At 42.0% G+C, this 13,917-nt stretch carries 18 protein-coding genes; 6 read left to right on the top strand and 12 right to left on the bottom strand.

The window, feature by feature from the left end; all coding sequences use genetic code 11:
* The first annotated feature begins 12 nt into the window (after positions 1-12).
* From BGP78_RS08305 to dolP, 3 genes are read left to right on the top strand one after another with little or no spacing between them, the layout of a single operon-like run.
* A complete protein-coding gene (locus tag BGP78_RS08305; RefSeq protein ID WP_119860962.1) occupies positions 13-378 on the top strand; it encodes a YraN family protein in 366 nt (121 codons plus the stop codon).
* A gap of 1 nt (position 379) precedes the next feature.
* Complete coding sequence (locus BGP78_RS08300) at positions 380-967, top strand: SIS domain-containing protein (RefSeq protein WP_119860961.1); 588 nt, start codon at positions 380-382, stop codon at positions 965-967.
* Positions 968-1,534, top strand: a complete 567-nt coding sequence (gene dolP / locus BGP78_RS08295; RefSeq protein WP_119860960.1) for a division/outer membrane stress-associated lipid-binding lipoprotein — start codon at positions 968-970, stop codon at positions 1,532-1,534.
* A gap of 79 nt (positions 1,535-1,613) precedes the next feature.
* Here dolP and BGP78_RS08290 read toward each other — a convergent pair whose 3' ends face one another.
* The 8 genes from BGP78_RS08290 to zapE form a co-directional block, all read right to left on the bottom strand.
* Positions 1,614-2,042: a ClpXP protease specificity-enhancing factor gene (locus tag BGP78_RS08290; RefSeq protein ID WP_119860959.1), complete on the bottom strand. Its 429-nt coding sequence runs from the start codon at positions 2,040-2,042 to the stop codon at positions 1,614-1,616.
* The gene (gene sspA / locus BGP78_RS08285; RefSeq protein WP_119860958.1) at positions 2,042-2,668 is read right to left on the bottom strand and encodes a stringent starvation protein SspA; all 627 of its coding nucleotides are present in this window, start codon (positions 2,666-2,668) and stop codon (positions 2,042-2,044) included. The genes BGP78_RS08290 and sspA overlap by 1 nt, the downstream gene beginning before the upstream one ends.
* Before the next feature lie 96 nt (positions 2,669-2,764).
* Positions 2,765-3,502 (bottom strand): cytochrome c1, encoded by a 738-nt coding sequence (locus BGP78_RS08280; protein ID WP_119860957.1) that lies wholly within the window; start codon positions 3,500-3,502, stop codon positions 2,765-2,767.
* Positions 3,499-4,794, bottom strand: a complete 1,296-nt coding sequence (locus BGP78_RS08275) for a cytochrome b N-terminal domain-containing protein (protein WP_010361383.1) — start codon at positions 4,792-4,794, stop codon at positions 3,499-3,501. The genes BGP78_RS08280 and BGP78_RS08275 overlap by 4 nt, the downstream gene beginning before the upstream one ends.
* Complete coding sequence (gene petA / locus BGP78_RS08270; RefSeq protein ID WP_119860956.1) at positions 4,794-5,384, bottom strand: ubiquinol-cytochrome c reductase iron-sulfur subunit; 591 nt, start codon at positions 5,382-5,384, stop codon at positions 4,794-4,796. Before petA ends, BGP78_RS08275 begins: the two co-directional genes overlap by 1 nt.
* A 525-nt stretch (positions 5,385-5,909) precedes the next feature.
* Positions 5,910-6,302, bottom strand: a complete 393-nt coding sequence (gene rpsI, locus BGP78_RS08265) for a 30S ribosomal protein S9 (RefSeq protein WP_171041054.1) — start codon at positions 6,300-6,302, stop codon at positions 5,910-5,912.
* Positions 6,303-6,309: 7 nt separating this feature from the next.
* Positions 6,310-6,738 carry a 50S ribosomal protein L13 gene (gene rplM / locus BGP78_RS08260; RefSeq protein WP_010361380.1) on the bottom strand — a complete coding sequence of 143 codons (429 nt, stop codon included), beginning with the start codon at positions 6,736-6,738 and terminating at the stop codon, positions 6,310-6,312.
* Between the two features lie 258 nt (positions 6,739-6,996).
* Positions 6,997-8,091, bottom strand: a complete 1,095-nt coding sequence (zapE, locus tag BGP78_RS08255; RefSeq protein ID WP_119861023.1) for a cell division protein ZapE — start codon at positions 8,089-8,091, stop codon at positions 6,997-6,999.
* Positions 8,092-8,229: 138 nt separating this feature from the next.
* Between zapE and BGP78_RS08250 the strand changes: the two genes are divergently transcribed.
* From BGP78_RS08250 to BGP78_RS08240, 3 genes are all read left to right on the top strand, one after another.
* Positions 8,230-8,688: a YhcB family protein gene (locus BGP78_RS08250; protein ID WP_010361378.1), complete on the top strand. Its 459-nt coding sequence runs from the start codon at positions 8,230-8,232 to the stop codon at positions 8,686-8,688.
* Positions 8,689-8,814: 126 nt separating this feature from the next.
* Complete coding sequence (locus tag BGP78_RS08245; RefSeq protein ID WP_119860955.1) at positions 8,815-10,167, top strand: DegQ family serine endoprotease; 1,353 nt, start codon at positions 8,815-8,817, stop codon at positions 10,165-10,167.
* Positions 10,168-10,261: 94 nt separating this feature from the next.
* Positions 10,262-11,347, top strand: coding sequence for a trypsin-like peptidase domain-containing protein (locus BGP78_RS08240; protein ID WP_119860954.1), 1,086 nt, complete (start codon positions 10,262-10,264; stop codon positions 11,345-11,347).
* Positions 11,348-11,414: 67 nt separating this feature from the next.
* Here the strand turns inward: BGP78_RS08240 and murA are convergent, their stop codons facing one another.
* Genes murA through BGP78_RS08220 form a run of 4 tightly spaced genes read right to left on the bottom strand, consistent with a single transcriptional unit; the run spans position 11,415 to position 13,913 of the window.
* Positions 11,415-12,674, bottom strand: coding sequence for a UDP-N-acetylglucosamine 1-carboxyvinyltransferase (gene murA / locus BGP78_RS08235; protein ID WP_119860953.1), 1,260 nt, complete (start codon positions 12,672-12,674; stop codon positions 11,415-11,417).
* Between the two features lie 9 nt (positions 12,675-12,683).
* On the bottom strand, positions 12,684-12,941 hold the full coding sequence (locus tag BGP78_RS08230) for a BolA family protein (protein ID WP_010361373.1): 258 nt from the start codon (positions 12,939-12,941) through the stop codon (positions 12,684-12,686).
* 5 nt (positions 12,942-12,946) lie between these two features.
* Positions 12,947-13,246 (bottom strand): lipid asymmetry maintenance protein MlaB, encoded by a 300-nt coding sequence (locus BGP78_RS08225; RefSeq protein WP_119860952.1) that lies wholly within the window; start codon positions 13,244-13,246, stop codon positions 12,947-12,949.
* A complete protein-coding gene (locus BGP78_RS08220) occupies positions 13,233-13,913 on the bottom strand; it encodes a phospholipid-binding protein MlaC (RefSeq protein WP_119861022.1) in 681 nt (226 codons plus the stop codon). The genes BGP78_RS08225 and BGP78_RS08220 overlap by 14 nt, the downstream gene beginning before the upstream one ends.
* Between the last annotated feature and the right edge of the window lie 4 nt (positions 13,914-13,917).

Raw genomic sequence — 13,917 nt, 5'->3', positions numbered from 1 at the left:
AAGGAACATTGCATGCTAAAAGGACTGTTTAGCAACACAAGAGAAAAAGGATCTTTCTATGAACAGCTTGCGCTTTCTTACTTAAAACGCCAAGGGCTAGTATTTGAGGCACAAAATTACTATTGCCGTTATGGTGAAATAGATCTTATCATGCGCGATGGTAATAAAATGGTATTTATTGAAGTAAAATACCGAAAATATAAAGGGTTTGGTGGAGCAGTCGCTGCTTTATCACACACAAAACAACAAAGACTCAAGCGAAGTATTTATCAGTATTTGACAGAGCATCAGTTGCATAATGCTGAAGTACGAGTAGACTTTGTAGCAATCGAGGGCCAAAATCCTCCAAATATACAATGGATTAAGAGCGTTTTTTAATATGCAAGAATCTATTAAGACGATTTTTACAGAAAGTATTCAAGCACAAATAGCTGCTGGAGAAGTATTACCTAGCTCATTAGAAGCAGCAGCATTTACAATTGTACAAAGCTTAATAAATGGCAATAAAGTAGTATGCTGCGGTGTACCAAGCTGTCATATGTTAGCAACACATATGGCCGGTCTCTTAGTGAACTTTTACGAAACCGAGCGACCTTGCCTACCAGCTGTAGCACTGACGCAAAATAGCATCAATTTGGGCACAGTCAGTGCAGAAGATGATACTGAACACTATGCTCGGCAAGTCAGGGCATTTGCTCAGCAAGGTGACTTATTATTGGTTATTGGTGTTAATGGCAATGAGAAAAGTATTGTCAGTGCCGCTGAGGCCGCACTTACCAAAGACATGAAGGTCATAGCGTTAATGGGTGATGATGGGGGAGAATTAACCGGACTACTTGGACCTAATGATGTCGAGATCAGAGTGCCGAGTAAGCGGCCTAGTCGCATTATAGAATCTCATCTATTTTCACTTCATTGTTTGAGTCAGCTCATCGATGACACATTATTCCCACAGGAAGAACAATAAATGCATGTTAAACCTATCGCCTTACTATTAAGCCTGACTCTGCTTCAAGGGTGCGCGGCTGCAGTTGTAGCAGGGACAGCGGGAGCCATGTCTGCAGCCAATGATCGCCGAACAATTGGAGTCCAAATCGATGACAATAATATCGAGATCAAAGGGACTCTGGCATTAAAAAGCATTGACCGTTTAGCCAATCATGCCAATATTAGCGTTGTCAGCGTCAATGGCGTGGTGTTATTAGTCGGTCAAGTCAGTAATGTTGAAATGCGCACCGAAGCTGAAGCCGCACTCAAAACGGTGCCTGCAATCCGTCGGGTTCACAATCAATTGCGAATTGGCAGTAATATTGGGATCACAACACAAACCCACGATACTTGGCTCACGTCAAAAGTAAAAACCAAGCTCCTCGCCGATGAAAATGTCAGTGGTAACAACATAAAGGTCGTGACTGAAAACGCAGAAGTCTTCCTGATGGGCCTCGTAGCTCCTATAGAGGCAGAGCAAGCAGTTGAGATCGCAAGAAACATAAGTGGTGTAGAGCGAGTCATTAAGGCATTTGAATACCTTTAATAACCTTCTCAAATAGATAATTTAAAACTGGTATAAAAAAACCCGCTTATTGCGGGTTTTTTCTATATTGAATGAGTCGTTATTTGACCACGCGTAAATGTGAACCTTTCTTTTTCTCAGGCTTTTCAACAGGCTCAGTTGATACTGTTTCTTCACTTTCTACAGGCTCAAAAGTCTCTTCTAGCTCAGCATCATCAAATGCTTCTTGCGTAAAGACGGTACCCTCACCATTTTCACGAGCATATATCGCAAGCACGGCACCAAGCGGCACGTAAACCTGCATAGGCTGGCCACCAAACCGGGCATTAAAGCTCAGTTGCTCGTTATCTAATGAAAAGGCAGTCACTGCCGAAGGACTAATATTCAATACAATTTGCCCATCCTGAACAAATTGCGTCGGTACTTGTACCGCAGGATAATCAGCATTAACCACCAAATGCGGCGTGCATTCATTATCAACAATCCAATCGAAAAAAGCTCTTAAGAGGTATGGGCGATTTGGCGTCATTATGATCTGATCTCACGCTCAGCTTCAGTCAATGATGCTTGGAACGAATCACGCTCAAACAAACGAAGCATATAATCTTTCATTTCTTTTGCACCCGCGCCATTAAGCTCAATACCAAGCTCTGGCAAACGCCATAATAATGGTGCTAGGTAACAATCAACTAAACTAAACTCTTCACTCATAAAGTAAGGCGCTTCAGTAAAGATTGCTGCAACCGCTAATAGTGCTTCAGTTAAATCTCTACGAGCAATAGCTGCATCAGAGCCGCCTTCTGAGATTTTTGCTGCAAGGCTATACCAGTCATTTTCGATGCGGTGCATCATTAAGCGACTGCGGCCACGCATAACTGGATATACAGGCATTAGTGGAGGGTGTGGAAAACGCTCATCAAGGTATTCCATGATGATGTCTGCACGGTAAAGACCAAGCTCACGATCAATTAAAGTTGGTACAGTGCCATAAGGGTTTATCTCATGAAGAGCTTCTGGCAGATTGTCCTTTTCTGCTAGGTGGATATCAACACTTACGCCTTTCTCTGCAAGTACAATACGTACTTGGTGACTGTACATACAGTTCGCACCAGAGAAAAGAGTCATTACAGGGCGCTTATTGGCAGCAACGGCCATGCCTACCTCCATTAATAATTACAAAAGTAATAAATCACTTTAAACAGCAATAGGGGCAACAGCCCCTATTACATAATTACCTTAGATTTGCTCACTTTAGTGAACATCTCTCCAGTATTCTTTCTTCAAGAAGAATGCAAGGATAAATAGAATTAATAAAAATCCTAATACCTTAATACCTAACGACTCAGACTCAAGGCGAGAAGGCTCACCCACATAAGCTAAGAAGTTGGTAATGTCACGTGCAGCATGATCATATTCATCTGTGCTCATTTCACCTGAGCCATCAGTTTCTAGACCTACTACTTTAGTAACCATCTTACCATGCTCTTCAACTTCTTCAGTGATCGGCAATGGTAAACCTTGCAACTCTTGTAGTACGTGTGGCATACCCACTAAAGGGAATACCATATTATTTACACCAAATGGACGTGACTCATCTTTATAAAACGACTTTAAGTACGTATAGATGTAGTCAGGAGATTTAACACGAGAGATCAAGGTTAAATCTGGCGGCGCTGCGCCAAACCATTTAGCGGCATCATCTTGCTCCATTGCATTCAAAATGTGGCCACCCACTTTTGAACCATCAAAAATTAGCTGTTCTTGGCCAATATCTGTTGGAATACCAATGTCACGGAACGTACGTTCATAACGTTGGTACTGCATTTGGTGACAACCTAAGCAGTAATTCATGAATAACTGAGCACCGCGTTGAAGTGACGCTTTGTCAGTTAGATCATTATTAGCATCCATCAACGGTACTGATGGACCTGCTGCCATAACAAACGTTGGCAACAATGCGAATAAACCGATAATTAGTTTTTTCATCATTTGGTTACCCTCGTCGGCAATGGCTTAGTCGTCTCATTCTTTGAGTATACAAATAGTAATACAAAGAACATGAAGTAAGTCACAGTGGTAATTTGCGATAAGATTGTTTTGAAGTCTGTTTGTGGTGTAGCACCAACCCAGCCTAAAATAACAAATGTCACAACAAATTGCGCAATGTTCCATTTATGTAATGTACAACGGTAACGAATTGAGCGAACCGAACCACGGTCAAGCCACGGTAGTAACGCTAGCACAACAATCGATGCACCCATTGCCGCTACACCCATTAACTTATCAGGAATAGCACGTAATATCGCATAGAAAGGTGTGAAATACCAAACAGGGAAAATATGCTCTGGTGTTTTCAGTGGGTTAGCGGCTTCAAAGTTTGGCGCTTCTAAAAAGAAACCACCCATTTCTGGAGAGAAAAATACAACCCAACAGAATAGAATCAAGAAACCTGCAACGCCTAAAATATCTTTTACCGTGTAGTAAGGGTGGAAAGGGATCGCATCAACGATATCTTTCTTGTCAGTGTAGTATTCATGGAACTTAAACTTAGGCTTTTCATCTTCTGAAATAGTGCCTTTTTTATGTTTAATTTCAATGCCGTCTGGGTTGTTAGACCCGACTTCATGTAACGCTACAATGTGTAGGAATACTAAAATAACTAATACTAATGGTAATGCAATAACATGTAATGCAAAGAAACGGTTTAGCGTTGCTCCTGAGATAACATAGTCACCACGGATCCACTGCGTTAGGTCTTCACCTATCACCGGAATTGCACCAAATAGTGAGATAATTACCTGTGCGCCCCAGAAAGACATCTGTCCCCAAGGCAGTAAGTAACCCATGAATGCTTCTGCCATAAGGGCTAGGAAGATAAACATACCAAACAACCACAGTAATTCACGTGGTTTTTGATAAGAACCGTAAATCATGCCACGGAACATATGTAAGTACACGACAACAAAAAACGCAGATGCGCCTGTTGAGTGCAGATATCGGAGTAACCAACCATATTCTACATCACGCATGATGTACTCTACTGACGCAAATGCACCTTCAGCAGATGGTACATAGTTCATGGTTAACCAGATACCCGTAAGAATTTGGTTTACTAACACAAGGATTGCTAGTGATCCGAATAAATACCAAAAGTTAAAGTTTTTTGGCGCAGGATATTGAGCAATGTGCATATTCCAAACACGTGTCATTGGAATACGGTCATCGATCCAGTTTATGACGTTACCTACAACGCCAGAAGCTGCTTTAGAGTTTTCAGCCATTACGCTACCCCTTCTTCTTCACCAACGATAATCGTGGTGTCATCAATAAAGGTGTATGGAGGGATCTCAAGGTTTAACGGTGCAGGAACCGCTTGGAATACTCGACCAGCCATATCAAATTTAGAACCATGACATGGACAGAAGAAACCGTCCTCAGTACCTTCAACTTTTTCACCAAAGCCACCTTGAAGGAAGCTAGGAGAACAGCCTAGGTGCGTACAAATACCGACCGCAACAAAAATCTCAGGACGCTTAGAGCGGTATGGATTTTTAGCTGAATCGAGTTGTTGAGGTTCTTCAGAAGCAGGATCACGAAGTTGCCCTTCATGAGCTTTCATCTCTTCCAACATTTTTGGGGTACGAGAAATAACCCAAACAGGCTTACCTCGCCACTCAACACGAATTAATTGTCCGGGTTCAAGTTTGCTGATATCCACTTCTACAGGCGCACCTGCAGATTTAGCTCGCTCACTTGGATTCCAAGACGCAATAAAAGGAACAGCAGCCCCAGCCGCACCAACACCACCTACAACAGAGGTAGCTATGGTTAAAAAGCGACGTCGGCCATTGTCTACAGGCGCATTGCTCATCCACTTATCTCCACTATGAATCTCAACACTTGCTATATTGAGAACATCAGTTACAGCAGGTTAAATTTAAGAAACTACAAAATAGACGCGATCATAAATAAATCCCTTGATTAAAACAAGGTTATTCAAGCCCTCATACCCAATAAACCTAACACCCTCGCTGGATTTACTTTGTACAAAAAGCTAATTATTTATGATATCGCTTCAATAACAACAATTTACTGACCAAGATCAACCTCTGTATGAAAAATTGCCCTCTACAGAATACGGGTTGAAACTCGCTCACTTTACTTGCCCTGCAATTGTAGCAAAAAAAAGCGCTAAGTTATCGACAGATTTGCACTAAATGTAATAAATATTGCACTTTTTTTGTCAGTAAAAACGGGATATTACTAGATTGAGGATAATTTAAACGACAGATAGTGACGTAAAAAGAGGAGGTTAACTTTTTCAGCGAAAAATAAAGTAGCTAAAAACAAAAAACCCAGCATAAGCTGGGTTTTTGAATTCTTGAAACGTAAAAAATTAACGCTTTGAGAACTGTGGACGCTTACGCGCTTTGTGTAGACCCACTTTCTTACGCTCAACTTTACGAGCGTCGCGAGTAACAAAGCCAGCTTTACGAAGTGTAGGACGTAATGACTCGTCAAACTCCATAAGTGCACGTGTAATACCGTGACGGATTGCGCCTGCTTGACCAGTAGTACCACCACCTTCAACAGTGATGTATAGGTCAAACTTTTCAGTCATATCTACAAGCTCAAGAGCTTGACGAACAACCATGCGAGCCGTTTCACGACCAAAGTACTCATCTAAAGAGCGCTTATTGATTACGATGTTGCCAGTGCCTGGGCGTAAGAATACGCGAGCACTTGAACTTTTACGACGACCTGTACCGTAGTATTGATTTGCCATGATGTGCTCCTTAAATGTCTAAAACCTGCGGCTGTTGTGCCGCGTGGTTGTGCTCATTACCAACGTAAACTTTAAGCTTACGGTACATTTCACGACCTAGAGGACCGCGAGGTAACATGCCTTTAACCGCTTTCTCGATAATCATTTCAGGCTTAGCAGCTTGAAGCTTATCGAAAGTTACAGACTTAAGTCCACCTGGGAAACCAGAGTGTGCGTAGTACACTTTGTTTTTGAATTTGTTACCAGTTACAGTAACTTTTTCAGCGTTGATAACGATGATATAATCACCAGTATCTACGTGAGGAGTGTATTCAGCTTTATGCTTTCCGCGCAGGCGACTAGCGATTTCAGTAGCGATACGACCTAAAGTTTTACCTTCAGCGTCAACTACGTACCAGTCACGTTTTACTGTATCTGGTTTAGCAACAAACGTTTTCATCTAAAAAATCCAATGTTTTCAATTAAAACCACAGATAACCAAAATGGTTACCGCTTTACTATATCGTGCTTTAACCCCTTCGAGTTTAAGACTTTTTGCCGCTCAAGTCAGTGGCTAAGCCGACGAGGGCAATAGAACGCAACGTGGCAGGCCGCGGATTATAGCAACTCATAAAGAGATTGACTAGCGCACGGCTGTTTTTTCTACAAAATAATTGCATTTCTTTGGCTTTGCACGTTACGGGTGCTTGATTGAGTATTAAGCTAGGTGTTCCCTTGCTAAATAATCAAGCGATTGCATTTCTTGTAAACGACTAACACATCGTTTGAATTCAAATTCTAACGTCCCCGTAGAATATAATTCGGTGATAGGTGCTTCCGCAGAAATAATAAGGGTAACATTACGTTCATAAAACTCATCGACTAACGCGATGAAACGACGAGCTGCATCATCATTTTGCTGACTTAAGCGTTTTACGTTGGATAAAATAACCGTGTTGTAGAGGCGACTTATTTCCATATAATCCACTTGTGAGCGCGCTGTTTCACACAACTGTGTAAAATCGAACATCACAATACAGTCCGACACTTTACGTGTCTTAATTAAGCGCCCTTCTATTTCAATAGCTTCATCAACCCGCCCAGGCTCCGGCGACAACTTATCAAAATAAGCGAATAAATTCTTATCTGCTTGCTCATCTAATGGGCTATGAAAGATTTCAGCTTGCTCTAAGGTACGCAAACGGTAGTCAATACCAGAGTCAACATTCACAACTTCCGTGTTGGCATTAACCAAATCTATCGCAGGTACAAATCGCGCACGCTGCAAGCCGTTACGATACAAATCATCCGGTACAATATTAGAAGTCGCAACCAGCACGATGTCACGTGCAAACAGAGCCTGCATTAATCCACCTAACAACATCGCGTCGGTAATGTCTTGAACGAAGAATTCATCAAAACAAATAATATCGGTTTCTTTTTTAAATATATCAGCCACAACCTCAAGCGGATCTTTCACATCTTGGAGCTTTTTTAATTCGTCGTGAACACGATGCATAAATCGATGAAAGTGCACGCGCATTTTGCGTTCAGTTGGTAATGCATCAAAAAAAGTATCAACTAAATAGGTTTTGCCACGACCAACCCCACCCCAAAAGTACAACCCTTTAATTTTCTTTGGTTCGACCTTTTTGCTAAATAAACGCGACAGGAAACTACTTGGTTGCTCAACAGGCTTTGCACACAGATCATCATACAAGCGCTGTAAATGCTTAACCGCATTTTCTTGTGCGCTGTCGTATTGAAAGTCATCCGTTTGAAGATCTTGCTGATATTTTTGCCAAGGAGTCATCATTTTTTACACTGTTACCCATATTTATTGATTTTCTATATTAACACGCAACCATTCTCCGCGTATATTGACTGTAAGTTACATTTTATTCTTATCGCCATATTTTTACTGGCAACCCGATACCCACAGGAGAAATATATGACAACTATCGTTTGGTTGGGGCTTTTGATCATTACTGGTGTAATTGGTTTTTTTATCGGTGCGCAAGTCACCCGAAAGCAACTTAAACAAACTGAGTTAGAGCAGCAAGCCATACAAGCACAAAGTGAACTTGAGCAATATCGTCAAGATGTGTCAGATCACTTAGCAAGTACTAAAAAGCTGATGAGCAAAATGCAAGAAAGCTATACTCAACTCTTTAGCCATGTTGAGCGCACCGATCAAGTGCTTTTAACTGAAAAGCCAACACACCCCAGTGAACCGTTTTTCTCTAAAGAAACCACTGAGCAGCTGCATGCCTCTTTAAAAAGCCGCCCTGAACGCAGAAGAGATAACCAACGTTCTGACGATTCAGCACAACCTGTGGACTATGTTGAAGGTGAATCAGGTATTTTTACCGGGGAACGCTCAGAAAATAAGCAAGCAAACATATCTTGATGAACTTTTTTTTGACCCCATAGTCAGTAAATACAGATAAACAAATAGCGAATTGGCGTCTAGAACACATTTAGCAATAGATGCCTTTTCAATGACTAATTGCTTTTTTCGGAGTATTTACTACCTATGAAATTGAAATTCTCGTTATTATCAGCAGCACTTTTTTCTTCAACATTATTATTAAACCCTAGTGTTTCTGTCGCTAAATTACCCGTGGCCATTGATGGTCAAACTTTACCCACCCTAGCTCCCATGTTAGAGCGAGTCACTCCGGGGGTTGTAAGCATACAAGTATCTGGCGCTAAAGAAGTACGCCGTCGTGTTGATCCATTTGATTATTTCTTTGGTCAACCCAAACCTCGTAGTCAAAAGCGCCAGTTTAGTGGCTTGGGTTCAGGCGTTATTATCGACGCCTCAGAGGGCTACGTGGTAACAAATAACCACGTTATTGCCGACGCAGAAAAAATTATTGTGACCTTAGAAGATGGCAGAGAGTTCGATGCCAAACTAGTAGGTACTGACAAAGAGTCAGACATTGCACTACTCGAAATCGAATCAGATGATTTAACTGAAGTAAAACTCGCAAATTCTGATGCCCTGCGAGTAGGCGATTTTGCGGTTGCCATTGGTAATCCATTTGGACTAAGCCATACGGTGACTTCGGGTATTGTCAGCGCACTCGGTCGCAGCGGCCTTAATATTGAAGGCTATGAAGACTTTATTCAAACAGATGCCGCCATTAACCAAGGTAACTCTGGCGGAGCATTGGTTAACCTTCGCGGCGAACTCATTGGGATCAATACTGCAATTTTAGGTGCCTCGGGTGGTAACGTCGGTATCGGTTTTGCTATCCCATCAAATATGATGAAAAGCCTTGTCGATCAAATTGTCGAATTTGGTCAAGTTAGACGCGGCTCTTTAGGTATTCAAGGGCGTACTCTAGACGCTGGTATTGCTAAAGCACAAGGTTTTGATGTCAAACAAGGTGCCTATGTAGCACAAGTCGTTAAAGACTCAGCCGCCAGTGAAGCAGGTATTCAGGCCAATGATGTCATTGTCTCTGTTAATGGTGACGATATTCAAAGTTTTGCCGAACTCGCAAGCAAAATAGCCACCATTGGTGAAGGTCGCACAGTAAAGGTCGGCGTGTACCGAGAAGGAAAAGTTCGCACTATAAAAGTAACGCTCAAAGGCCAAGCTGAACTGCAAGCGCAAGCAGATAAAGTGCACCCTATGCTACGCGGTGCAGTACTCGAAAGTGGCGAACGCAACGGTAACAAAGGCGTTGTAGTTTCATCGGTAGAAGCGCGCTCTCCAGCGGCACGGGTTGGGCTAGAAGAAGGTGATGTTATCATGCAGGTGAATCGCCAGCGAATTGATAGCATTAGAGAAATGAGTAGCTTAATCGAAGATATTCAAGGCAATATCGTTTTGGGCGTAAAACGTGGTAGAGATTCTGTCTTCTTATTAATTCAGTAATAAATTAATTTGGATAAAAAAACACAGTGGTCCTTGCCGCTGTGTTTTTATTTGTGCCATCATAAACAATAAATAAATAATAATAGATCATCGTGTGATAAAACTTTTCCGCTTTTTAATTCCGCCATTATTCATTGGCCTAGGTATCGCATTTGTTGTGATTTGGTTTTCACCCAATCTACGTAGTGCCGTTCTACCAAATATTAAGGTGCCTAACCCGTATAGTACCAAACATATGAGCTTTGCTGACGCTGTTGAGAAAGCAGCGCCCGCGGTTGTTACTATCTTCTCCGAAGGGATCAGCTCTGTTCCTAGGTTTAAGCGCGCAAATACAACTCAGGAGTTAGGTTCAGGCGTAATAATGTCTAGTGATGGCTATATCCTAACCAATTATCATGTCGTCAATAATGCAGATCAAATCATGATCATATTGACCGATGGCCGCACCTTTAATGAAGTGCAGATCATTGGTTTTGACACCGTCACTGATTTAGCATTATTAAAAATTGATGCACAGCACCTCCCTGTTATTCCGGTAGATGATAGTTTTTCACCTAGGGTTGGTGATGTGGTATTAGCGATTGGAAACCCTTTAAATTTAGGGCAAACCATTACACAGGGTGTGATCAGCGCAACAGGCAAAAAACTCACCCCAGACAATTCATATAGTAGCTTGTTACAAATGGATGCTGCCGTAAACGTAGGCAATTCAGGAGGCGCGTTAATTAACTCTAACGGGACGCTTGTCGGACTCACATCAGCACAATTTAGAACCCGTTATAACATCGACATTCAAGGGATTTCATTTGCTATTCCTTACTCACTTGCCAACGAAGTGATGGAAAAGCTCAAACGCGACGGACGAGTAATTAGAGGCTATTTAGGCTTTACAGGAAGCCCTGTAGACAGCACAGGTAAAGTCATCACCGACTTGTATACTAAAATTGTGGGACTAAAGGTAAATAATATCGATCCGCTAGGCCCTGCATGGCAAGCGGGTATGCAAAACGACGATATAATCGTGCGGGTTGCCGGCAATGCGGTCAACAACCCGGAAACAACGCTTAAATTTATTGCCAATACCCAACCTGGTACGGTGGTTGAATTTGAGGCATACCGCAATACCAAGTTATTAACCTTTAAAGTTACTGTGGCCAAACTTGAAAGTCGCATGCAATAAAAAAGCGAGCAATGACATGCTGGTTTATTCCAGTATCCACATCACTCGCTTTTAAGACATTGCTGAGTTAGTTATGTTTACGCTTAATATTTGCGCCTAATTGACTTAGCTTGTCTTCAATACGTTGATAACCACGATCTACGTGATAGATCCGATCCACCACCGTTTCACCTGTTGCAACAATCCCGGTTAAAATAAGGCTTGCTGAGGCTCGCAGATCTGTTGCCATAACTTGGGCACCACTGAGCTTTTCTGTTTCACCACAAATCGCAGTGTTGCCTTCTAATCGAATATTGGCACCCATTCTCTGTAGTTCAGGAACATGCATAAAACGATTTTCAAAAATAGTTTCGGTGATGGTAGCACTGCCCTGAGCGACTACATTCAATGCAGTAAATTGCGCTTGCATATCTGTTGGAAAACCAGGATGCGGCATCGTTTTAATATTCACCGCTTGTAATGTTCGATTGCGCATATCAACATAAATCGTATCTGTATGCACTTCAACCAATGCATTAGCCGCACGCAACTTTTCAAGCACCGGCTCTAAGCTTGTATGGTCGGTGTTTTTACACAACACCTCACCATTAGCCATCGCAGCAGCCACCAAAAATGTACCTGTTTCAATTCTATCAGGCAAGATCCGGTGCTCACAGCCAGCCAGCTGTTCAACGCCTTGAATTTCAATACGACTTGTACCTGCACCTTTTATATTCGCCCCCATCGCAGTCAAACACTCTGCTAGGTTTACGATTTCAGGTTCTTGTGCTGCATTGTCCAGCACGGTGGTACCATCAGCTAAGGTTGCCGCCATTAATAAGTTTTCTGTCGCACCAACACTCACCATCTCCATATAAATCTCGGCACCTTTAAGTCGCCCAGAAGATGTGGCATTAATATAGCCATTTTCAACGTTGATTTCAGCACCCATTCGCTCAAGGCCTTTGATGTGAATATCAACGGGTCTTGCACCAATAGCACAGCCGCCGGGTAACGATACCTGAGCTTCACCAAAACGCGCAAGCAGTGGCCCTAATGCTAATACCGACGCACGCATTTGTTTTACTAACTCATAAGGCGCTAAAACCTTATCAACACAGCTTCCGTCTATTTCTAAAACATCACCCTGCCACGCAACCCCGGCGCCCAATGTTTTTAATAAAGCTTCGGTAGTGCCTATATCTCGTAACTGAGGGACATTAGAAAAGCGACTCTTGCCGTTGGGTAATAGTGCAGCAAATAATATCGGTAATGCGGCGTTCTTAGCACCTGAGATGGTCACTTCACCGGCAAGGGTCGTACCACCTTGAATAACAAACTGATCCATATCAGCCCCCTATTGCGGAAGCATAAATTTGCGTTCTCTTTGCCACTCTGTTGGCGTAAAAGCTTTAATACTGACAGCATGAATGGTGCCATCGGAAATAGTTTCCATTAATGGCCCATAAACCAATTGCTGCTTTTTGACTCGGCTTAATCCATCAAAACAGTCTCCAACGGCAATCACTTCATAATGACTGCCATTTGCTTTTACTATCACTTCATCTAAAGCCAGTGACTCTTTTAATAATGTTTCGACTTGGTTTATTTCCATTATATTCACTCAAATAAGGTTGAAACCTGACCCAATGCCATCAAATTGCGCAATTGTTCAGGTATATTCTTAAGCTCAAGACGTTTATCTTGCTGCTGCAATTTACCTAAAGAGTGAATTAACCAAGCTAAGCCCGCTGTGTCAACCCTTGATACGCTAGAAAGGTCAAAATAGGTGACTGATTGCGTACTTTCTAGCTGTTGATTAAGAAGTCGTTCATTTGTGAGGCTATTTCGTGTTAGTTCCCCGCTGATAAAAACAACGCCCTCTTCGTTGCGTTTAAAGTGAACTTTAGCTGTTGCCATCATCCCCCCTAAATTGCACTGGTAATCGGCTTTTCTTATCAAGTAACTTGATCACATGCTCAATTCCTTGCTGGCGTAAAATACCGTGTAATTCGGTTTGCTTTGCATCCAACAAACTGATCCCTTCCGCCATCATATCGTAAGCACGCCATTCATTATTCTTGCCTTTACGCACTTTAAAGTCGATGCGAATATCCGGCTTACCCGCTTCAACAATTTTAGTATTCACGATGGCCACGTCATCAGCAGCAAAACTCTTAGCGGCACCAAACTCAACTTTTTGGTTTGTATATTGTGTAAATACCCCCGCATACGTCGCCACTAAGTAACGTTGGAATACATCAATAAAAGTACGTACATGCGCAATTGCTTGTGCTTTTTCTTGCTTATCTTCCATCGTGCGAATTTTTTGTATATAGCTTCCGAGTACTCGATACGCTGCATATTTATAATCAATATATGGCATCAACTCTTCTTCTACGATAACTCTTAGGTGCTCTCTACTTTTTTGAACCTTGTCTTGGTCTCTAGCAACGCGTTGAAAGGTATTATCTGCCACTTGCTGTACCATTTTATACGGGTCTTTCAAATCAACTTCAGCGGCGACTTGTACACTAAAAATTGATAATGCCAATACAAGCATATTCAGTAAATTACGATAAACCATCATG

This window comes from Pseudoalteromonas sp. MSK9-3 (assembly GCF_003590335.1).
Classification (GTDB): domain Bacteria; phylum Pseudomonadota; class Gammaproteobacteria; order Enterobacterales; family Alteromonadaceae; genus Pseudoalteromonas.
This window is presented reverse-complemented; position numbering and strand designations above follow the sequence as displayed.

What these genes read in the sequence shown, in the direction of transcription:
- BGP78_RS08305 (WP_119860962.1), top strand. Translation starts at nt 13, where the DNA reads ATGCTAAAAGGACTGTTTAGCAACACAAGAGAAAAAGGATCTTTCTAT.
- BGP78_RS08300 (WP_119860961.1), top strand. Translation starts at nt 380, where the DNA reads ATGCAAGAATCTATTAAGACGATTTTTACAGAAAGTATTCAAGCACAA.
- dolP (WP_119860960.1), top strand. Translation starts at nt 968, where the DNA reads ATGCATGTTAAACCTATCGCCTTACTATTAAGCCTGACTCTGCTTCAA.
- BGP78_RS08290 (WP_119860959.1), bottom strand. Translation starts at nt 2,042, where the DNA reads ATGACGCCAAATCGCCCATACCTCTTAAGAGCTTTTTTCGATTGGATT.
- sspA (WP_119860958.1), bottom strand. Translation starts at nt 2,668, where the DNA reads ATGGCCGTTGCTGCCAATAAGCGCCCTGTAATGACTCTTTTCTCTGGT.
- BGP78_RS08280 (WP_119860957.1), bottom strand. Translation starts at nt 3,502, where the DNA reads ATGATGAAAAAACTAATTATCGGTTTATTCGCATTGTTGCCAACGTTT.
- BGP78_RS08275 (WP_010361383.1), bottom strand. Translation starts at nt 4,794, where the DNA reads ATGGCTGAAAACTCTAAAGCAGCTTCTGGCGTTGTAGGTAACGTCATA.
- petA (WP_119860956.1), bottom strand. Translation starts at nt 5,384, where the DNA reads ATGAGCAATGCGCCTGTAGACAATGGCCGACGTCGCTTTTTAACCATA.
- rplM (WP_010361380.1), bottom strand. Translation starts at nt 6,738, where the DNA reads ATGAAAACGTTTGTTGCTAAACCAGATACAGTAAAACGTGACTGGTAC.
- zapE (WP_119861023.1), bottom strand. Translation starts at nt 8,091, where the DNA reads ATGACTCCTTGGCAAAAATATCAGCAAGATCTTCAAACGGATGACTTT.
- BGP78_RS08250 (WP_010361378.1), top strand. Translation starts at nt 8,230, where the DNA reads ATGACAACTATCGTTTGGTTGGGGCTTTTGATCATTACTGGTGTAATT.
- BGP78_RS08245 (WP_119860955.1), top strand. Translation starts at nt 8,815, where the DNA reads ATGAAATTGAAATTCTCGTTATTATCAGCAGCACTTTTTTCTTCAACA.
- murA (WP_119860953.1), bottom strand. Translation starts at nt 12,674, where the DNA reads ATGGATCAGTTTGTTATTCAAGGTGGTACGACCCTTGCCGGTGAAGTG.
- BGP78_RS08230 (WP_010361373.1), bottom strand. Translation starts at nt 12,941, where the DNA reads ATGGAAATAAACCAAGTCGAAACATTATTAAAAGAGTCACTGGCTTTA.
- BGP78_RS08225 (WP_119860952.1), bottom strand. Translation starts at nt 13,246, where the DNA reads ATGGCAACAGCTAAAGTTCACTTTAAACGCAACGAAGAGGGCGTTGTT.
- BGP78_RS08220 (WP_119861022.1), bottom strand. Translation starts at nt 13,913, where the DNA reads ATGGTTTATCGTAATTTACTGAATATGCTTGTATTGGCATTATCAATT.